We start from the raw sequence: 23,986 nt of genomic DNA on the forward strand, positions 1-23,986 counted from the left end.
TCCAACACGGTGGGCAATAAAAAACGGTGATAGCCAATGGGGCGTCACCGTTTTAAGTGTTTCAGTCCACGTCAGATCGATATGACGATCTGGACGCCGGCGTCTAGAACAGATTCGACAAAGCTGCATCGATCGCGGACACATCGTCGTCGGTGCTTTCTTCCTCTTCTGCGATCAGATCAATCCATTCAGTATCGATTGCTGGCTCCAGAGTCGAAGCACCGACGACTTTGTCGGTCGAATCTTCGACCGACATTGCAGGCTCGAAAGTATCACCGTTGCGATTCAAGTTGGTTCCGACGTCGATTCTGTCCGTCGGCACAAATTCGCCGCTTGGTTGGACGAACTCAGCGTTCGGATCGTTGGCGGCGTTTTCGGCCAATTGAATCAAGACGTACAGGATGTCTGCGGGAGTGATGGACTGGCTGCCGTTGGCATCCCAGTAATCAGGTCCCATATCGCCAGCAGCAATCGGAATTCCGTTTGGCAAAACAATGCCGTTTGAATCACGTCCGTCGCGAGCCAGTTTGTTGATGACACGCAGTGCGTCATCCGGAGTGACATCGCCATCGGCGTTGACATCGGAGAAGTTCGCTGGGTTTTGTCGACCGCTCGCAACGTTAGGTACGGTGACAAAACCAGGTGCACTTCGGCGTCCTTGGTTGTCAGCGACCGTGTAGCTGAACGTGTCTTGTCCGTTGAACCGTTCTGATGGCGTGTAAAGCAGGGTGCCATCGGCCTGGACGTCAACGGTGCCGTTCTGCGGACTGGTGTCGATCAAAATCGATGACAAATCTAAGTCGCCGCGATCGTTGGACAGCACATCAAGGACGAACGATTCGCCCGCCTCGGCGTCAACGTTTCCGCCGACGTCAGGATTGGCAAACGGGAAATCACTGACGTTGATGGTGACCTTCGTTGGCACACTTTGTTGGCCAAGGTTGTCCGCAACGGTGTAGCTGAATGTATCCGATCCCGTGAATCCTTCCTGAGCGGTGTACGTCAACGTTCCGCTTGGATTAAGTCGGACCGATCCATTGGCCGGTTGCAGGGTCACGATGATCGAATTGCGATCGATTTCGCCGTCTCGGTCTGTGTCCTGTCCCGGGTCGCCTGGTTGTCCGACGACGTCGATTTCGACGGATTGACCAGGGAATACGCTGGCGGAATCTGGTTGGACATCAGGCCGGTCATTCAGTCCCTGGACGGTCAGGGTCACCGTGGCAGGTTGTTCTGCAGGCGATCCCGGAGCATCGGGGTTAGTGACGAAGTAAACGAATTCGTCTTGCAACGAATCAGTAGGCGACATGGCCTGCAACGCAACCGAATTGGTTGGGTCGTAGATGATATTGCCACTGTTGTCGAATGAAAGTGCTGCGCCCAGCGTGGACGTTGCAGCCAATGTCGACGTGATCACGATCGTTTCGGATGGATCAAACGGGGTGTCGGGATCAGTGTCGTTTGCCAACAAGTCCGACGGTTCGATCTGAAGGACCGTGTCTTCGTCAGTGCTGATGTTGTCGTCAAACGGCGTCGGTACATCATTGACTGGCGTGATCGTGATCTGCAACGTCACAGGCGGAACCGATCGTTCGGACAGGTCGTCAACCGCGACGACTTGGACATCAATCACTCCACTTGCAAAGGTCGCCGGAGTGAACGTCAAGATTCCGGTCGACGGATCAATCGCAGGCAGCGAGGAGAATAGCACCGCTTTGTCCGCAGGAACCGTCAGTTCAAAACGCTCGACTTCCTGATCGGATTCGTTTGCCGGCCCTGGCAAGATGTTGGTCGCCCACAGTGCAGTGTAGGGGCCCGAACTTTCTACCACGGTAACGTTGGGGCCGGCGGTGAACGTCGGCGGGTCATTGTCGATTCCGACGACGACCTGGAACGGATGGCGAGTCGTGTTGACATCGTTGTTGCCCGGATCGTTTGGTCCGTTGTCAACCAAGATCAGTTCATACATCGCAAGGCCGCTGGCTTCGGCAGCCGTTTCAAACTGCAAGGTCAACGCGTCGCCCGATCGCACTGCGATTGGATCAGCCACCAGCACATTGTCGCCGCCGACTTTGACAATCGAGATCGAGGTGATTTGCTGGTTTGCGATTTCATCGGCTGCGCCAGCAGGTCCCGGTAGCAATCCGGTCACCCAGTTTGGAATCGAAATCGCTCCAGCGTCTTCTTCCAGGACGATATCGTCGCCACCCGTAAACGTGGGGCCGTTATTAACAGCGGCCACGTCGATGGTGATGTTGACGACCAATGTCTGGGCATCGGGGATTGGTGTCCCAGTCGAGCCTATCAGGACGGTTTCGCCGTTGTCGACAATTTCGTAACTGAATGAGTCTTGGCCAACGAATCCGATTGGCGGCGTGTACCGGTAGTCAGTCACGTTGCCGTTGGTGTCAGTCAAAGGAGTCAGCGTGCCACCTTCAACCGTCGTCGTAGGCACAGAGCCAAGCGTGATCGATTGGTTTCCGCCAGGAGCCGGTGCAATATCGGCCGATTCATTAGTCGGTCCTGCATCGAAGGCACCCAACAAGTCACCTTGGACGGAAGCTCCACTCGCGGCGATAACCAGGGTCTCACCTTCTTTGGTGTCGAACGACAAGCTGCCAACTGCTGCGGCGTTGATGACCGGGGCATCGTTTTGAGGGCGAACGTCGATCGTCAGAATCTGAGTGATCGATTTGTCGATGTCCCCGCGAACGACGTCGTCGGTTCCATCGTCGTCCAAGACAACGTTGAAGACGAATTTGCCAAAGACATCCGCGGCTGGCTGGTAGGTCAGCACTCCGGTATTGGCGTCAATTCGCGGCGCGACACTAAAGAACGTTGATACTGGCTCACTTGAATTGGTCAGGTTCAGCGTAAACGCCTTGCTCTGTCCGTTGGCGAAGCTGTTTTCGTCGGTCGCAGTTGGCGATCCAGCAGCGATGTTAAAGGCGAAGCCAGCCACATTTTGGATAGTGGCGTCTTCCGCGGTACGCACTTCGTTCGTGCTGACTTCAAAGACCGGTTGGTCATTGACGGGCAGCAGATTAAAGCGAACTTCGTTGCTTCGGGTCAACGGATCCGCTTCCAGTTGACTGTTAAACGGATTGTAAGTCTGTCCGTCGACGTTGGAGTCGCTGACGACATAGATGAATGAATCATCCAGGCCGATCGTATTGTTGTCATCCGTTGGCGGTGTATAGAACAGCGCCATGTCACCGTTGGAATCCGCACGCAGTTCCAAGCTTCCGCCTTGGCTCGTTTGCGATGGGAAATTCGACAGATTCAGAACCTGCGATCCGCCTTCGGAGCCATCGGACTCGTTTTCGGGGCCAACCGAGAAGACATCCAACAGTCCGATCGGCTGATAGCCGGTGCCACTGGATCGAAGTGGGATTTTGTACTCGGACGTCACACCGCCTGACGATGTGTTGTCTTCCTTCAGCGTGTATGTGATCGTGCCATTGCTGGCGACCGAATACGCTTCGTTGACAGGCGAGTTGCCATCGTCGTCGCTGGTGTTGATGTTCCCCAGATCAATTACGGGGGCGTCGTTGACCGGACGGACATTGACCGTCAGCGTGACCAGTTGGGTCTCGGGTACGAATCCAGGAGTTACCGTGTCAGCATCCTGCACCTGCATGACGATGGTAGCGGTGCCGATTACGTCAGGGCTTGGGTGCACCGTCAGGCTTGCTTGGCGCGTCGTCGGATTGACGCTGATTTCAGGCGGCAAACGGAACAGTCCAGCCGGCACCGTCGATTGCGATGGCAGGTAGGTAAAGACAACCGTCTCACGCTGAAGTTCATCCAGCGAAGTTCGGTTGCCGGGATAAACCTCCGTCGCCCACGGACGGACGATGACTGGCAAGTTGTTGTCGTTTTCGAGCACATTGACAACGGAGAGTGCATTTTCAAACGTGACCGGATCGTTAACCGATTTCAGTTTGAATTCGACCGTGACTGGTTCGCTGCGTGCAGCTGGCAAGTCATAGACCTGCGTGGTGCCCGGCGCGGCCGTGTTGGCATTGTCTTCGTCCTCGATGACAAAACTGAATACTTCGGCAGATGCAAACGGCGTGCGGCCGTTGTAGTCCGGTCCAGGTCGGTAAACACCGCTGGTGAAATCACCGTTGGCAAAGCTAAATTCAAACGTGCCGCCGAACGACCCGCTGCTCAGCGTGATGGTGCCGGTACCGTTGGCGTCCAGTTCGCTGTGGTTTTCGGGACGGCCCGCATCGATCGATTCGCTTCCGGTTGCGAAGGCGACGATTTTCAGATTCTGGTCGGTTTCATCGAATGGTGCGATCGGTACCGGTGTGGAATCCGAAGGAACCGCGATTGGCGAGAAACCGTTGAGGAGTTGGTCCTTGGTAAACGAAATGTCGACATCTTCGACATACGTGTTGGACTCGAACGTGCGGTTTCCGGCCGTTGGCAAATCATTGACTGGCGCGATGTCGATTGTCAGCGATCGCACGACGGAACGATTGATGTCGCCGCGTGCGTTGTCATCGGCCCCGCTGTCAATGAGCACTACATCGAATGTGTAGGCTCCAAATACGTCCGGAGCTGACTGGAATGTCAGGGCGCCCGAAGTCGCGTCGATCGACGGCGCGACACTGAAGAGCGACGAAATCGGGGCCGTGAAGTTTGTTGGCGTCAGTTGGAATGACGTCGTCTGACCAATGGTTGTGCTGGTCTCGTCCGTCGCAGTCGATCGTGCCGGGGCAATGTTCAACGCATATCCATTGATCGTTTGCAGTCCACTGTCTTCTGTTGCGTCGACCTCTGTGGTGCTGACACCAAAGACAGGAGCATCGTTGACCGGTAGCAAGTTGAACCGAACCTGATTGAACACGGTCAACGGATCTTGCTCAAGTAATCCAGTTTGCAGGTTGTAGGTCTGCCCAGCGGTATTCGTGTCCGTGGCGGCATAGATGAACGTGTCGTCCTGTCCAACACGGTTGTTGTCATCGACCGGCGGCAGATAGTTCAGTCCGATCAATTCACCCGTACCGTCAAAGACCGGCGTCAAGCTTCCGCCTTGGACAGTCTGTGTCGGGAAACTTGACAGCTGAAGAGTCTGCGATCCACCGACCGTGCCGTCGGCTTCGTTGCTTGGGCCGACTCGGAATACATCCAGCAGACCGATCGGCGAGTAGCCCGTCGCGCTGCCATCTTGGCGTAGCGGAATGTAATACGGAGATGTGTTTCCGTTGGTCGTGGTGTTGTCTTCTTTCAGCGTGTAGGTGATTCGTCCATCGCTGAGGACCGAATAGGCTTCGTCAGGTGGAGACTGACCGTCGTCGGCCGATGTCGTAACCGTGGTGAGATCGACCACAGGGGCGTCGTTGACAGGTTGCACGTTGACCGTGAACGTCTCGAACCGCACTTGAGGCACAAATCCTGGTGTCACGTTATCCACGTCCCGCACTTCCATCACAACCGTCGCTGTCCCGACCGCATCAGGGCTTGGGTACAGCAGTAGAGTTGCTTCGCGGCTAATCGGATCAACGTTGATGATTGGATCCAATCGGAAGAGCCCTGCATCAATGACCGACATGCCGGGGGCAAAGGTGAACAAGACGCTTTCACGTTGATCTTCATCCAGCGAAGTCACGTTGCCCGGATAGATGTCCGTGGCCCAAGGAGTGACCACAATCTCGGAATTGAAATCGTCTTCGAGGAAGTTGATCGTTCGCTGAGCATTTTGGAACGTCGGCTCGTCGTTGACCGCCGCCAACGCGAAGTTGACCGTCACCGGTGTGCTTCGCAACGCTGGTAAGTCGTAGGTTGGCGCTGGGGCAGGTGAGTAAATTTGAGTCGAACCCGGCACAAATGTGCTGCCGTTGTCGTCATCTTCAATCACAAACGTGAATGATTCGATCGGTGCAAACGGCGTGCGGCTGTTGTAGTCAGGTCCAGGGCGGAAGAAACCATTCGTGAATTTTCCGTCGGTAAAGTTGAACTCAAATTCGCTGCCCGACGCGCCGATGCTGCGGACGATCTGGCCCGTTCCGCTGACATCCAATTCGGCGTGGTTTGCCGGAGTACCTGCGTCAATCGTTTCGCCTGCGACGGTGATGACGACAATGTGCAGATCTTGGTCATCTTCGTTAAACGGTGATACCGGTGCGGGATCCGCATCCGAAGCAACGGCTGGCGGCGTAAAGGCGTTGAACAATAAGTCGTCTTTGCTAAACGCAATGACGTCGTCTTCCGAATTGGTCGTGTCGTCAAAGAAGCGGTTCTCCGACGTCGGTGGATCATTGACCGGATCCAGCAAAATGGAAATCGTCGCCGGCGAAGTCAGCGGGGTCACAACACGATTGCCGCTGACATCTTCGTTGATGCCCGCGTCAATGACCGTGTACACAAACGTGTCCAAACCAAAGACGTTGGCAGGCGGCGTGTACAGCAGATCGCCGCTTGGCAGCAGTTCTACGGTACCGCCCTCTGCGGTAACCAGATCGAACGAATCCAATACCAACGGTGAAACATCGTTGGTCAGATCCAGTTCGTCGTTGGCTGGAAGCCCAAGGCCCTGCGTATTGATTGGGGCGACGGCAGGTCCGTTGGTGTCACCATCCAGCAAGAAAGCCAGTGGGATGGTGATCGCTTGATCTTCGGTCGGATTGTCCGATGAAAACGCCGTCCAGTTTGCGTTGCCCGTTGCGACGATGTCGTCATCCGGCACGGGGGCATCATTCTGAGGCGTGACGTTGATCGTTACCGTAGCTGGCACGGTCGATTTCTCTGGCGTGACGATTGCATTGCCGCCTTGCGGAAGCACTGCGTTGTCATCGTCAGTCACATAGAACGTCAGCGAATCAAAGGACCGAACTCCGGCCACCAATGGATTGTCGCTGTTGTAGTTTTCAGCCGGCAAGTATTCCAGCTGGTCCAGGATGCCGCCCGCTGTGAAGCTAATTGCCGTGACATAACCCCGGGGATTCGCTGGGTCTGTACTGGTCGGGAGAGGCAACGTGAATGTCGAGACATTCGCGGCGTTGACAGCCACACCACCGATGACGACTTCGGTGACGTTTGTGTTCGGTGCATCTTGGATGCTTTCGTCAAACGGTGCGCCAAGAGCGGGGGCGGCGTGTCCGGTGGCACCGACGATCAAGTCAGCGTTGGTGATGACCAGCGGCGTCCGAATGTCCTCGGTAACCGTGTACGACTTGTCGGCCGCTGACGGCGCGTCATTGACGGGGTCGACCACCAGCGAAACAGTCGCACTGTGGTACTTCGGTTGCACGACTGAAGTGCCGTCGGCAGAAATGCTGACGCCTTGATCGACGATGAAATACTCAAACGAATCCGGGCCGTAGTAGTCCTGTGCCGATTTGTAAATTAAGTCGCCGCTGATTGGGTCAATCGTAACCGTTCCGCCTTGAGCGGTCGTCAATGGGTACGCTTGGAAATCGGTTGGGAACAACGGGTCGGTTCCCGCGTCGGTAACGATCGAAAGGAATCCATCGTTGATTCCGGTGCTCTCGTCATCTGTTGTCGTTACACCAGCAAAGTCATTTGCCAGCAGGAACGATCGCGGAATCGCAAATTCGACATCTTCCAATAAAGGTCGTCCGACAAACGTCACGCTGTCGATCGAATCTGCAACGGCCGTCGGCGAATCGTTTTGCGGACGCACATGTAGCGTCACCATTGCGTCGACAGTTTTGGGAGCCGGCTGTGGTGAAGCCAGTGAACCGTCCGGCAACGAACTTCTGCCGTCATCGGCAACGGTGTAGACAAACTGATCCGACGACAACGCTCCGCCCGCAGCGAACGGATTGGAATCGTTGTAGTCATCATTGGGCTGGTACACGACCATCGTCACCTTGCCGTCGAATGCGGTCACGGTCACTGTTCCGGCCGGTACATATCCTGCGGTGCCGTTGATGTGCGTCGTCGCGGTGTAAGTTCCATTATTGGGCGTCAGCGGATCCGCCATGTTTGCCGCAGCGATGACGGGCGTCGATGTTCCCGTCGCATCGAGAACCGCGATCTGAATCACTTTCAGAATCTGCTCGCTCTCGTTGTAGGGATTGCGGATCGTGGAGGTGTTTCCAAGGGCAGCAACGTCGGCGTGCGGTGTCGCTCCTTGCAACAATTGATCGGCGGTAAATGTCAGCGCCGTCGACGTGTTGGTGTCCGTCGGTTCGGTCGTGATCGTCGTCGAATCGTCCTTGTTCTCGGCGGTTGGCGGGTCATTGACCGCGTTGACCGTGAGGGTAACGGTGCCGACACGACTGCTGCGAACAGGCAAATCGACGATGGTTCCGTTGACATCAACTTTCTGCGTTCCCTCGATGCGATATGTGAAGTAATCGAATCCGTAGAACTCAGGGTCCGGCGTGTAATCGATGGAGCCATCGTCGCCAAAGACCAGTGTGCCGTTGCTTACATCGTCTTCCAAAACGAACGACGTGTTTTCAGCACCGTTGAATTCATCGTTGTCGCCGATCGCGACGGTTCCATCGATCGTCGAAACGAGGCCGTCGACCGTGAACGCGGTGTCTTCGAGCAGGCCTTCGGCAAATCCGAATTGATCACCGCCAATTCCAGGTTCAGGTGTGCGGGCTGCAGCGACGCGGACTTGATAATCCTCGACTTCGCCACCGACGACCAAGCCATCGTGCGATGGGCTTCCGTTGGGGCTAATTCGGAAACGAGCCCAAGTCAATTCGCTCGTTCCTTCGCCGCCAGGAAGTACGCCTGGCATGGCCGGAGTCGCGATCAGGATTCGGTTTTCTCCGTCAAGAACCAACGAGCGGGTCAACACTCGTTCGTCGATGTCCAAGAAGTCGCCGTCGTCATTGAAGTCAATCCAGAGATCCAGGAATCCGCCGCCCGTGGTGTTGATCACCAGTTCGGCGCCGTCGGCCGACAAGGGATTCAAGTAGCTAAGGATCTGTTCTTCGGGCGAATCAACGCCTGGATTCCATTCGGGATCCAAGAACAACCCATCGACAGGAATGCCGTCGACGATCGCTTGGCCGATCAAAATACCATCTTCGTCATCCAAACCAACAATCGTCAGTTCAGCCACCGCTGAATCGGCTTGGTTGACGCTGGCTTGTACGTTCTGGGCAGGCAAGGTCGACTGCATGACGGTGGTCAACGCCGCGGTGATTTCCGCAAGCGTATCGGTCGCTTCGTAATAGACAGGAACGCGGCCAGCCGAAGCCGTTGCTCCAGTAAGAACGAATTCGTAATTGATCGACCGTCCATTGGCGCCGACTTGCAAGTTGTCACCCACGCTGGGCATTGAAGACAAAACGACGGTCGTAGTGCCCGCCACGTTGTTGATCGCAAACGGGCCGCTGCCGGTGTCTTGCACGTTTCCGTCCACGGTAACCACCGATGGCAGGTCGTCGGTGCCAACGCCCGCTGAATCAGGTTCGCCGTCCAAGTACGTGCCAAATCGCGGAGTGTTTTCATTGATGCCAGCGTGCCGAGCACCATTGTCATCAAGCAAACTGCCGTAGCTGGCCGGTGCGTCTCCAAAATCGATATCGACTTCGGGAATGATGATCACGAATTCGGTCGTAGCATCCGGCTGGTTGGGACGCAATCGATTGCCAGCGCGATCGGCAATCTGAGTGTTGTCGAGCGAGATTTTGTAGACGCTGGATTTTTCCCAAAGCGTTGACAGTGGCGTCAGTAGCAATACGCCCGAGAGTTCGTTGTAGCCCAGTTCGTAATCAACGCCCTGCTCCAACTGGATGCCGTCTTGTTCTATTTTTACAGCCCGACGCGAAACGTTCGGATCGCTTGGGTCGTTGACGGTCAGCCCATCGACGCCAGTTCCTTCAAACGGCGAATTCGGTCCACGGCCATCACCTAACAAAATCCTGAAGTTTTCCAGCAAGGAATCCGTCATGTGGACGATGGTTTCATTCGGGTCGCGATCGACGGCATTGTCGTCCAACGGGTTCAGAATGACAGCGAACGGTGCGTCTTCGTCACTGCGGTCGACCGCTCCGCGGTCGATAAAGACACTTGATCCACCACCGCTGGGGGAACCGCTGCCATCGATTCGCAATTGACCGTAGACGTCTCGCGTGGGAGCGATAATCGCGGACTCGGGAATGCCAAGTTCGACTTTAAACGTCTTGTAGTCAGCGCGGTCTTGTTCGTTGTCTTGGCCACTATCGATCGCGGCAGAGCCGTCGACGGGATAGTAGTTTCGGTTTGCGGCATCCACAAACGGTGAACCTGTGTTGCCAGCGTCGATGAACGCAGTGCCTAGGTTCGGGTCATTGTTGTTGCTCTGGAAGAAGTTCGATCGAATGATCGGTGCTTCGCTAGAGTTGGCGACGGCAGTGCTGTTGTTGACGATGCTGGTGCCCAGATCCGTGAACAAGTTGTTCATCAAGGTCGGGCTGGCGATGCCGGCGATTTCGACTCCGGTTCCGCTACGGCTAACACCGGACAGGGTGTTGTTGACAATGCGGCCAAACGGAACGGGACGTTGCGGGTTGGACGTTGTTTCGCCAGCGAAACGAATCCCGGTGCCAGATCCAACCACGACGTTATTGGTAATCACGATGCCGGGTACCAAGCGGTCCGCATTGGTTTGTGGGAAATTAATTAGCGATCCAGGGTGCGAAACGCCTCCCAGGGTCCCCTGCTCTTGCCCGGGCTGAACATTGATTCCGCGATTGGCCGAATCAGTGATGAAGTTCGATTCGATGACGAACTGCCCTTGTTCGCGTTCGCGATTCGAGTCCGCCAACAGGCCTGTTCCACCTTGCAGTAGAACGATGTTGTCAATGAAGGCGGTTCCGGTGCCGAAGGTACCATCGAATACCCATGTCAGCGTGTGGGGGCCGGATGGCAAGTTAAAGCGAACAGTTCGGTAGCTCAGTTCGCCTTTCGCCAGCAGAGAATCGCTTGAATTGGGGAAGTCTGGATCGGGAGCCACTAGGTTCTGCGGAACGCCATCGATCAGGAAATACATGCCGTCGTCGACGTCTGGATCGATCGAAGTATCGACGCTATAGGTGAACTCGATCACGCCTGCTTCAGTCGCTGATCCACCTAGCTGCGTTGTTGTGACTTGGTACGCCGAATACGGATTGCTTGCCTCGAGCGACCAGGCTCCCGTTTGTGGGTTGGTCGTTGTACGAGTAAACACGGGAATGACACCGCCAAAACCGGGGACGCCGTTGATCTGCGTCGCATCGATGGGAGTGTTGCTAGGGAAACCGGCCGATTCGAAGTCGACAGTAGCGACTTCGGTCAAATCGATAATGTGACGATCGTTCGTGTCGTACGTAACTCCAACACTTGTGTTCTGCGCGGTCGACCGCCAGTTTTGATATTCGCCGGTGCGACGGATTTCCAGCTGGTACGGGCCCGACAAAATTGAGGCACCTCGGAAGGGGTCGGTGTTGTTGGTACGAGCCGACGCATTCAGGTCGGTGATTCCCGAATCGCCTGATGCACCGGTGACCATCTCACCGCGTTCAGCGAAGCCGACAACAATGTCATCGATATAGAACCCTTCGAATTGGTTGGCAAGTCCGCGAATCGACCGTTCGTTGTCGGAGAATTCTCCAAACGTTCCATCGATATTGCCCGACGCGCCACTGTTCAGCGTTGGGTCGTTCATGGCACCCGAAGTCGCGAAGTCGAACCGTAGTTGCACGTCTGCTTCGCCGGCAAACGTTGACAAGTCAACGCGGGCCTGACGCCACTGCGAACTGTTGTCAAACAATTCCTGACGGATCTGCTGAGTTGTGCTGCGTGGATTTGAGCTCTGCAAACCTGCATCCGACAAGTGTGACAAGAAACTGCCCAGCTCCGACGTGCCGGGAGAGTCAGAGACATTGTCAGCACTTAGAGTTGAGTTATTTGTCGCCAACAGTTCCCACTCTTTCGTGGGATCATCGTCAGCCTTTCCATCGCGTGACGCCCATACGCGAGCCGAGTCGCGGAAGGGGTTGTTGCCGTCCGAATTACGAGTGGAGCCGGAGTGGTTCTCTGTTTCCAAGTAGTAGTTGAAATACAACGTCGGTCGGTCCGTCGCTTCGGAACCGGTCAAGTCGAACGATTGGCTTTTGATGGATCCGGCCGCACCACCGGGGAGGTTGTATGAACCCGTTCCAGTTTCTCCTACTCCGGTCACGATGGCAGGGTTGCTGCTAAGGTCCTGGTGAATCGCCGTGCTGGCAATACCAAGCTGCGCGTTGACGCCGTCCGTGTAGGTCAGGTACGACTCGCTGCCGACCAATTCGTTTCGTAGCCAAGGTTCCAGCCCAAAGTACAAGCTGACGCCACCCGCACTTTCTTTGAACCTGCGGTCATCACTGACGCCGTCCAGGGAGATGACAACATCTGGATTGCCGGGAGAGCGGCTCAGATCGTCAGCAAAATTGATCCCGTGACCGGCGTCGTTGCCGCGACGTGTCGTCGGGTGCCAAAGATTGAAGTCAAACGGCGAAAACGCCAAACCGATAGGACGCTGGTTGCCCTGATTAGGGCCGCTTTCGTAGCCATCGATTGTCATGATCGGGCTGTCTGCAAAACCGTCACTGATTGATGATGTGTTCGACAGGAACGCTATCGTCGTGTTCGTGCCGTTGTAAGGGGCTGGGACGTCGGAGACAAACGGTGGGACATTCTGCATCAAGAAGTTGTTGATGTTGAAATCATTCACGTCGACCGTTGCCAGATTGTCTGCAAAGCTAACCGTCGATCCAGGGTTTTGCAGATCGCCCGAGACACGAATGTTGCTTACGCCTGCCCCGTTGACGCCTAAGTTCGGCAATGCATCCAATGCATCAAACACGCTCAGTACGCCGTCGTTTTCTTCGGTGATTGGGGCAAAGACTTCGATCCCGTCACGGGTGGTTCCTATCGTCGGCGTCTGCGGCACTGAATTTCGCGGTGTCGATAGATCGATACTGGCACCACCTGGAGCAACGGCAGTCGTAATGGCGAGATCGAAAAGGCTGACATCAAATCCGGCATAGTCATTGATAAATTCGATCGTGATCGCTGGGCCGTTGGTATTGGCTTGCGAAAGCGGTCCGCCCGTGACAAGGATCTGCCCTGCCAATTCGGGGATGCCAGCCACGATCTTGTTGACGATTTGGACCGCGTTGTCGTTGTAATTGATCACGCTGGAAGTTTTGACGACCCTGGCATTCAAGGTCGCGCCCTGTTCGGCCGGGACTTCCAACGAAAGCGTGAACTGTCCGGCGGTCGCATTGGCACCGGTCAATACGATCTGTTGGATTTCGTTGATCGACAGCGGATTCGCAGCGGCTTGAACCTCGACGATCTCGACTGTGTTTTGCGTCGGTGGCAGGAGCAAGTTGTCGACGAATTCGACTGTGAATTCAGCGATCTCAACGCGAGACAATCCACGGATGAATTCGATCCGGATTGGTGCGCTGTCTACGGGGCCGCCTTCGACAAAGATATTGTTGGCGCCGCCGGTAGCGAGATCGGGGATTCCACTGATCAGTGCCGCCTGGATCGCGGCAGCATCTGCATTGAAATCAATTAAGTCTGACTGTGCGTTGAAGAAACCATTGGCAGGATCATTCAATGTCAATCGGAAGGTTCCACCTGTCGGTGTGCCCGTCAGTTCGATCGATTGAATCTCGTTGCGAGCGCTGACAATCGCGAATTGATCCATCGACGTCGACAGTGTCGCCGCTGGCGTAAAGGCAGGTGCGCCGACAACTTGAATCTGAGCCACCGGCAGCCCTGCAAGTTCATTCGTAAACTCAATCAGGATTGGCGTGGTATGCACAGGACCGCCCGTCACGTTTAAATTGCCCGCCAACTGGGGCAGCGCGCCTTGCAGCGCGTTTTGCACTTGGGTTGCGGTGGCGTTGTACTGCAGGTTGGCCGTCGTTCCTGTACCCAGATTGGGATCACTGAGCGTCAGTTGGAATGAACCAAAGCTAGTGATGTTGGACAGTTCCAGCTTTTGGACGGTGTTGGGCGCGACGGCGCGAACGTCAAATGATACCCCGTTGTCCGTCAACGGTGCCAAAGTGTTGTCGTCTTCGGCAAGACGGAAAGGCGTGACATGGTTGCCCGCCAGATTACCAATGAACTGCACACTAAATGGCGTCGTCGGCGATGGGCCACCCGTGACGACCACGTTCGTGTTGTTTAGCGCAGGGACGCCATTGATGATCGCTGTTTGGACTTGGGCGGCGGTCGCATCGAACGAAATTGGGTTGGTGGTACCGAAAATGCCGTTTGCTGCGTCGTTGATTGACAATCGATAGTCGCCGCTGATCGGCGTACCTGCCAAAGTGATCGTGTGAACCTCGAAATCGTTCAGTGCCCCTCGGTCGACCACCAATTGGTTGACGTCCTGGTCTCCTAGTTCGTTGACAAATTGGACACTCAGCGGGCCGCCAGGAAGCTGACTGCCTGTGACTACGACGTTGCCAACACCGATCGATGAGAGCGACTCCAAAGCTTGTTGGACTTGAGAAGCGGATGCATCAAATGGGATGTCGGCCGTTGTCTGGACACCCCCTGTACTGGGATAGAAATCCAGTCGGAAGTTGCCGTGGTTGATGTTTGTATCCAACGAAATCGTTTGGATCTCGTCGCCGACCAAGTTAGTTGTGTCGGTCGTCAGCGGTTGCAGGTCCTTGCCCTTCAGGTCACCCAGGAACGTGATGGTTTCGGGATTTCTGGTCAGGTCGGCGGTCGTCAGCACGTCATCGGTGTCAAAAGCGTCGCCCGATAGACGGCCGCCTTCGACCAACACGTTTCCGCTTCCCACACTTGGCAAGGCTTCGATTGCGGCCTGCACGGTCGTCAGTGTTGCATTGATATCGATCGGTGCTGTCGTGTCCAGTTTGAACGTAGCGGTTCCTGCTGCATGAGCCCCCAGGGCCGTGCCGTTGACTCCGCGAACGACACGTACCGTATTGAATCCGGTGTTGAAACTCAGGATCCGCATGTCTTCATTACCAATCCGCAAGCGATCCGCCAAAGCGAATGGCAAGGCGTCTTGAACCGAAAGAGTATCGCTGACAATCGTTACCGCGGTTGGCGTTGAACTGGGCGCGACTGACGTCGGGTTGTGGTGCGTGCTGGTGGTTCCGCCGACACCACGGGACACGGTCAACTGAGACGGAATCAGACTGACGCCGTTGACAATCATCTCTTCGTCACCGATTCGGATAATGTCGCCGATGCTGAATGGCGATGCGTTGGCGACCGGTACCACGGTGGAGGTGTTTTGATCGTCAATGGATGCACTCAGTGTCGATCCGTTGCTCGGGATGGACGCTGGCACCGCAAGTTCGGTTTTGACGATTTCAAACACGGTTGCGGTATCGTCATGACTGACGGCAGTTGTCCCGTTCCAGCCGCGATCGACGGTGAGTGAATTGCTGCCGACAGTCGTGACTCGCATCTGTTCGTTGTCGATTTGGATAACGAACGGCGTTCCAGTGACCCCTGGTGCTGGAAATCCAGCAACGCTTTCGACGGGGATGATCGTGTCAGTGGCACTGATCACATTCACCGGATTGTTGTTGTTTGTGTTATTGGCGCTCAAGCTAGTGATCGCGCCTTGGTCATCGACCAGGGAAAGCGTGAATGTGCTTTGCAGTCCCGATGTCACACTGGAGTAGCCAGTCGTATCAAGAATCTGGCTTTCGTTGACCGTCAATGTTGCAGGGGCGTCGTCTGCGATCGGAACGGTAGTAAAACGAGCACGCGGATCGGCGCCAGTTCCAGCATCCGAGGTAATCGTGAAGTAGCCGACGTTTGGCGTGCCGCCGGCAACGGTAATGGTTTGAGTTACGACATCCGTATCGAAAACCGGATCACTCAATTGCGTCGCCGTATTGAATGCAACGATCTCGCCGTCGCCTGTCACAGCAAACAACGTATTGCGGTAACGCCCGCCTTCAACGCTTTGAGGTCCCAGCGACAATCCTTGGAAATCTAAGTTTTCGACCCCAAACGCGTCGCCGGACTCCAAGATGTTGGTGACTTCTGCTGTATCGGGATCGATCGTGATCAGTTCGCCAGCGGTGGTCACGCCATAAAGAGGACCGGTGTGGTTGCCGGAACCGTCATAGCCGCCAAACGACAGGCCCGTTACACGCCCACGAAGTGGTCCGTAGGGATCAAACCCGTCCGAGCCTACAACGGTTGTCGTGGCACTGGGCGTGAATCCGATTGCTGGAATTCCATCAGCTCCGTCGCCGAACGGAGCGTTTTGATTACCACCGGCGATAATCGCAGTAACCCAAGTTTTGGCCGTTGGGTGGCTGTTGATCGCATGCGTGATGGCGGCCGCGCTGGGGGCATTGGTGATCATGCCCATGTTATTGAGAACGGCACCAATCGTCAGGGTGATCACTCGTGTCGACACGCCGGTATTGGCGTCAAAGTCAATGTTTGCGCCGACCACCATGTTCAAATTGTTGGGGCGAGTTGCAAATTCCAGTCTGAAATTTCCAACACTGCCCGCGTCGCGAGATTTGATGCGGATCTCGCTGATGTTTGGGGGGGCCATTGGGACCGGTTGGATCGCTTCAAACGTTTGCGTTGCAAACGTCACGCCAGCCGGTTGGATATCACCAATGACGCCATAATCGGGATTTGCACCTGCATTTACAGGAGCGGCATTTCCGTCACCATCGCCGCGGTACAATCGCGATGCAATGTCCGACTCGCGAACCGAGAAGTAGGTGTCATAGATAGGCACGGGAGCATCCGCTGGGCCGCCTTGATCCCGACGTTCAAAGGTAAACGCATCGACTTCGTCTGACAGAGTGAACTCGTCAGCGCGTTCCAAGTGGGTGCCGATGTTGTCAGCCAAGGTGGCCGTGTTGGGGACGGTTAGCCCAGCCGTGCCGATAACGGGCCCAGCGATGTTGTCGTTGGATTGGGAGCCCGCGATGACTTGCCCAGTCGCTGGGTCGATTTCGACCAATTGCCCCACGCGGTCAGGCACGCTGAAGTTGGGCTGGTTCAGAGGTTGGTTTGGGATTTGGCGTTGGTAGCCAAACATCCGCCCGTCACTCCGAACGACAATGTCTTGGACATCATCAAATCCTGAACCGCCCGTCGAGATGTTGGTGCTGACACGGGTCACGTAGGTCCCGCCCGTGAACGGATTGTATGTATAAAGACTGTCGTTGGCGCCCGCTTGTCCAGTGTTGCCAGCGACGTCCGTGGCGACGTACAGCCCCACGTCGCCCAGGGTCAGTCCTTGGATTTCAGTATTGGGATTGGTTACATCAAAGAGCGCGCCAGTCGTCGGCGAAATTGTTACGCCGTTGGAGTTGTAGCCGACCAATCCAAGGTGGTCTTCGACGATTCGCGTGACCGAATTGACCGGTTCCAAGCGTGTTTGTGCAGTCGCGTTGGAGACGCTGGACTGGAAGATGCCGTTCAGCGCCGAAGGCTGTTGGCGATTGCTCATCACAGCGACATAGTAAGTTTGACCCCCCAAGCCAGGAGTCAGGTGGATCGGACCGATGTAGCTGTCCTTCTTTGCCAACGACCCGCGTGTCAAATCATTGACACTGAGTACGCCGTCGGGACGTTGGTCATCGGTGATGTCTGATTCGCGTCCGATGTAGACCAACCGTTGATTTTGGTCGTAGACCGCGACCGTCGTGTCTGCGCTGACTGCACCATCGGCGTAGTCGATGTCCAGCACCACAGCGATCGCACCCGCACCGTCATTGACGCCGCCGATGACTTGGACACCGGTTTGATCCAAATCAAATTGGTACCAATCGACGTCCGTCTCGCTGCCCAATGCTCCGGAAAGCCCGATGGCTGCTGCATCGGTTTCCAGCAAGTTTACGAGCGTGGAAGCGTTGGCGAATGAATCATTGACATCGGATCCATTTGCGGCCAGCACTTCGCCAGCTTCTGCGATCAATGGACTGTGTGCCGGCAACCCACGGACATCGATTCCGGTGTCTGCGAATCGAATGTCCGAAAAGCGAACGGTCGAACCAGGGAACTCATCAAGCTGTTGCGTGCGGATTTGCAACTGGTACTTGCCGCGACTTTGCTCGTTACCCGCCGCTGCAGTCTTGCTGCTAACGCGGATAAAGAAAGTTCCTTCGGTTCCAATCGCCGCGTTGGGCTGATTCAGAACGTAGTAGAACCCAGGGTCCCGGTAGTTTTGTGAGTAGTAGTCGCCTCCGCGAAGGATGTTTTGAGTCAGTGTTGCCGCACCGACGCCACCGAACTGATCGGGGCCACTGGAGCTGACCAAACTGATTCCACTGGTGGCGTCGATCAGTTCGATCACCAAATCATGCGTTGAATCGGTACGGTCGATGTCAATCCAGATCGGCGTGCCATTGGTTCCCGTAAAGCTATACACGTCGGTATCGCTACCGTCGTCAGGGCTGATAAAGCCATGGATCTCGAACCCAAGTCGGCGGTTGTCATCACCCGATTTTTGGGCGGGAGTCGGCGTCGCCGCAGAAGCAATGTTGGGGGCTAAAACACCGATGTTCTGAGCCTGAGTCGGTGTTCCGTTGACGTTCTGCCGGTTAGTCAACGGGTTCTCTAGCTCGCGCACGATGGCGACGTTGCGATCGTTGCTGTATTCGTCAAACACCAACCCACGCCAGTCACCCGGCGTACCGGTTGTCGTTCCGACGCTGTTGTTGGTGTTTCGATTGACAATTCCACTTGGTGTAAATCCAGCGCCAACGGAGTCGTCGTTGACCGAAGTGAAAATGACGGGGTGTCCAACCGTTCCAAGGACGTGAATCGTTCCACCGATGCGATCGATGATCTCGGCAGGAGTGCCCGTTGCGGTAAAGCCAGCGTCGGCACCGCTTAGTTTGATCACCAAGCTTTCTGAATTGCTACTTTGCAGTGTCAGTCCACCAAGCGTGTGCAAGTTATCGACCGATACTTCGTTCTGAAGCACATGCACCATGTCGGTATCGTCCCAGACGCTTTCGACGGTGACTTCTTCACCGCGAACCAGCATCCCGTTGACGGCACCATTGCTGCCGCCGTTGTTTTCGAGGCTGTTGAGCCGAATCAGTGGGCCGTAGTTGTCGTCAAACAACGTGAACGGTTCGGCAGGGCCCGTCGCGCGACCGTAGTCTCGCTGAATTTCTGCCAACATCGAATTGGCGTTGATGCTGATCGGCGTGCCTTCGTTGTTCTTGATCGTATTGTTGATCAAGACGGGCTGCGCGCCACGCACATAAATCGTCGAAACACCATTGGATCCGCGGCCGTTTCGTCGGCTGTCGCTGACCGCGGATGTCGCCGCGTTGTCTTGAAAAAGACTGTTGACGACGCGAACGTCGGATTGATGGATTTCGAGTGCATTGAACGGAAAATCGCTGCCTTCGATACCCGTGTTGCCACCACCGAAAGTGATGATCGCTTGGTCGATGCTGCCGCTGGTTCCTTCGCCAAAGTACAGACCGCCCCAGGCCGCGGGTTGTGCGACGCTATTGGGTGACTGGTTAGTGTCAAACGAACCGCTGCCGCCGTAGCGTTTGTCGTCCTGAGCGGTGAAAACAACTGGTCGCCCCACCGTGCCTTCGGCGATCAGTGTGCCCGCCCCGCGTTCGACCTCGATACGTGATCGGTTCAATTTGATCACCACGCCCGGATCAATTTGCAAACGACCGGCGGGACGTGCCACAAGATTTCCCGATCCGTCAACGATCGCACCGCCCGATCCACCGGCGATGATGAGGTTTTCGCTCAGCACGTGCGTGATGTCAGTGTCGTCGAAACGACCGGATACTTGCAGTTTGGTCAGTCCGGAACCGCTTGGCGTATCGATTCGGATGGCCAAGCCATTGATCGAGTTACCTACTAGATAGTTGCCCTGGATGTCTGGCCCGATTCGGCGCAGGGAGTCATCAAAACTATCCGGGCTGGCGGAGATCGCAGATGTTGCACCTTCGGAGATCAAGTTGTACGACAGCGTTGGCCGCGCATTGGTGATGTGGATCGATGTGAACGTCAACTCGTTACTGTCGACAAAGACTTTTCCGCCACCATGTTTGATGTCCGCATGATTGACATGATTCAAGAAAATGCCGTTGGCTTCGCGGTCCGAATCGTCGCGGAACACGATGCCGCCAAAGTCACCAGCGTCAGGTGTGGTGATTCCGCCGTCGCTGTTTCCGCCTGCTGTATCGTCGTGATAGGAGCGCAGGAAGACTGAGTGAGTCGGCGTGCCCAGGACTTGAATCGAACCACCGGCACGGTTGATTCCCGCTGCCGTTGACCCAGCGTCAATGTTTGCTTTGCGCATTTTGATCAGCGTGCCAGCGTCCAGCATCACGGTGACACCAGCCGGGACGCGGAACTCAGCGCCATCAGGCAACGTCGCGCCGCCGATCGCGGTACCCACTAAGTAAGCCCGGTTGTCTGCCAGCGTACTTACATCACCATCAAGACCACCGTTTCCCACGATTCGCACGATAGTTGGTGACGTGATACTTGTGCCGACTCGTGCCGCGGCCGCCTCTAAGCCCTGGCTGATCGATTCAAAGGGGCTGGCCAATGTTCCTAGGCCCTGTCCTGGAGCTTGGAGCGTGTCAGCCAGTTTGTCGACGAAAATGGTGTTGCCAGGAGCTGTCGACTGGAACCAAAATTGATGCACGCCTCCCGGTGTCCCGTCCGCATCACCGTCGAGTGCGGTGCCGCGTGTGTCACGCAGTTCGGCCACGGCGTCAGGTTTGAAATTCAGTGCCAGTTCGTACTCACCGTCTGTGGTACCGCCAAATCCAGAATTAGGCACGTTCAGGTCATAAGCAGTGTTTCCGGCGCTGGAGACGCCGATGAAGTACGTTCCGCTTTCGAGTTCGATGTCTAAAAATGCATCGGCGCCAAAGTACTGGTCATTTCGTGCGACAAGGACTCGATCTCCCGTTGTCGTATCAAATCGGTAAAGCGACAGCGCGCTGTTCAGCAGGCTGGGTTCTTTCAAGTCGTCTGCGAGCGTCAAACGCTCTGCAAAAATCTCTGCACTTAGCCGTCCAGCCGTTGGCAAAGAAAAGGAGTAGACGTCGATGTCGGTGCTGTTGGGCGCAGAGATCCTTTGTAAATGCAGGATGTCGTTGTCGCCTGGCAAGACTTCGTTAGCGATCGGGCCTTGACCTTGGACAGCAGGTTGATCGTAGGCATGGCTCAGCGAAAGCGCATGTCCGATCTCGTGGAACATCACGCCCGTGAATCCGTCGCCGTAAAATCGGTTGGACTGGTTGAATCCAGTTCCGTTAAGAACCACTCGCCCCGGTCCGCCAAGTCCGGCGACGCCGTCGTTCGGGCCAATGTCTGAATCAAGCGCTCGCAAGTCACCTTTACCAATGCTAAGGCCAATTTCATTGGTGGATTCAATAAACTCGAATCCTGATTCCTTGGCGTAGATCTCAAAGATATCGCGAACGATTTGCTTCTCAGTTTCCGTGATCAGATTCAAATACTGACCTGGGTTGTTAGGGTCGCCCGAAACGAACTCACCCAGCACCAGTGGGAAGTGGTACTGGACTGTCCGGATTGCGGTCGGAATCGTAGGCGTTGTTCCAGTGGAAGCGACATGTTGCTCCCGTTGGATTTCGCGGTGGCCAGGATCGTCTTCACCGCCAGGCAGCGGTGGCAGAGCGATGGAGGTTTGGGGTTCAATTCGACCTGCCAATCGGATTGACGTGTCAGCCAGTGCGCCGGCATTGACCGTGCCCAACGGAATCGCGGTGTCGAAGCTGACACTAATGTCGTTAACACCCAAGTTGCCGCGATCGTTCACTAGCGGGTCGCTATCGACGGCTTGGCCGATGTCCAGACGGAACGAGCCTTCGGGAATATCGTTTGTAAATGTCAGCGTGGCTTTGTTGTTCGCGGCGTCGTAGACGACCGAACTCGGAGTCGATTCGGCAGCAGGAGATTTCGTATCCGCGTCATACAAACGATAGAAGTTGACGTTTTCGGCGTCAGCCTGTTCCAGCTCTTGATTGTCAAAGTAGACCTCAATTACTTTGTTGTCTTGCGACAGTGTGTTGCCGCTGCGAGTGACTGGTTGTGGCACGACACTGACGACGAGCGCACCGCGATCCAAGTGAAAGTTGGTGATCAGATTGTTGCCGTTGTTGACTGCTTCGCCAGCCAAGTTACTGAGCGTGGAAGCTCCGTCGCCGATGATTTGAATTTGATAGAAATCGTCGGGGAATTGGTTGGTGTCACTCTTCGAATTAAAGCCTGCGCTGCTGGCGGGCCGTAAAACGATGTGCGCTAAATCGGTCGGATCAGTGCTGCCCGGATTATTCAGGCCCACAAAGCCAAGTGAGACTTCGACGTCGTCGCTGTTGCCAAACACACCATCGCCGCCACTGCGAACCAGTTTGATGGTGTCGGAATTGATGGTGGATTCGTCCAGCCCGGCTCCGCCTTTGAAGAATAAATTGAATTCGCTGGGAGCAACGTTCAATGTGTCGCCGTCATTGAGCAATCCATCGGCATCGGGGCGAATCGCGATCAACTGCGGGCCCGTAAAGATCTCCTCGCTCAACGACAACGTGTAGAGTTGCGTCGGAGTCACGGTGCCAGTCGCTGGCCCCAGCGGGCTGGCGCCAGAAACCGAAACGGTGTAAGTGCCCGATGCTGACAAGGGGACGGCGAAAGCTGCTTCGGTCGCACCAAGTGTTTGGCTTGATTGGCTGGTAACTAGGTTGCCCAGCGGGTCGAAAACGTCGAATCGAAGGTCACTGTTACGACGACTATCTACGGTGCTAACCACGCCGTTTTGCGGACCGATGTCATAGACTTCTCCATCGGGAGTGAGCGACATCCCAAAGAACTGGCCCGCGGTCGCCTCAAAACTGTACCAGTCGACGTCCGTTTCGTTGTCAATCGATACACCAGAAACGCTGGCGATCGAACTGCTAAGCGTTCCGATGGGAGTCGCGTGGGTCTGGATGTCATTGTCTCCGTTGACATCGCCATACAGCGTTTGGGCTCCCAGAATGTCATCGTGCTGAGGACCATCGATCGACAATGGAACGGTGGGTTCCATCAATGCCGTTCCGGTCTGATCGGGAATGACATGCGAGATACCAACCGCGTGGCCGATTTCGTGCGCAAGCGTGTTTCGCAGTCCGAGGTTCAGCCCAGTTGGACCATCGGAATTAGCGGCGTAAAAACCACTGCTCGTATTGACGACCATGTCACCATCCAAGCCAAAGTTACCGCCGTTGACCGGTAGTTGCGCAAAGGCAAGGTTGGTTGGATTGGCGCTGTTGTCACCACCGCCGATTCGGATGTCGCCACGCGTGCCAAGCAAGCCGGGGCCACTGCCACCTTGCGCAGCGCCGTCGTCGTTGGGTTCGTAAACAAAGTCGATGCCGCTGACATTTTCCCATGCGTCAAACGATTGTTGGATTAGCCCAAACCAGGGTCGTGATTCGACGGGGTCGGTCGCAGTCGCGCCACCGTTGCCGTAGATGCCATCCAAGAACGCAATCAAGTCGCTCGTTTCATTCGTGGCCAGCCCGGTAACAGATGTGCCGTCTGGCACGATGCTCCACGTGATCGTCGCTGCATCGCCGATGTCAGGACTAGCACCGCTGGCCGAAGTTCGCCAACGCGCGTCGGCGGTTCCAAGATTGGCTGCCTGTTGGCCTTGGCCGGCAGTGTCCAGTGCACGCTGTTGATACCAGCGGTCGATATCTGCTTGCGGTGTTCCTGGTGCAAACGCGACGTCCATCAATTCCGCAGCAAGCAGTTCGCGTCGCTCCAGTGTCTCGTGATGTAACTTGCGCGAAGAATCACGTCGAGTCTTTAGATTGTCACGAAGTGTACGGCGGCGAAGTTGTCGTTTGTTCATAAAGCGACGCAATGACTAAGGAGGTATTCGATGATGTATTTACAATGCGGAAAAATGGCTACGGCAGCAGTTGGTTGCCATAGCGACCCGCAAGGAAGCATTTGTGGCCTAAGCTGGGCCAATAATATCGACGCCCATAATACACCGTTA

1 protein-coding gene is annotated in these 23,986 nt (G+C 55.7%); it reads right to left on the bottom strand.

Annotation, left to right across the window (positions count from 1 at the left end):
• Nucleotides 1–103: 103 nt before the first annotated feature.
• On the bottom strand, nt 104–23,836 hold the full coding sequence (locus K239x_RS07820; protein ID WP_145417282.1) for a tandem-95 repeat protein: 23,733 nt from the start codon (nt 23,834–23,836) through the stop codon (nt 104–106).
• Nucleotides 23,837–23,986: the final 150 nt, after the last annotated feature.

This window comes from Stieleria marina (assembly GCA_007741555.1).
In the GTDB taxonomy this organism is placed as follows: Bacteria; Planctomycetota; Planctomycetia; order Pirellulales; family Pirellulaceae; genus K23-9.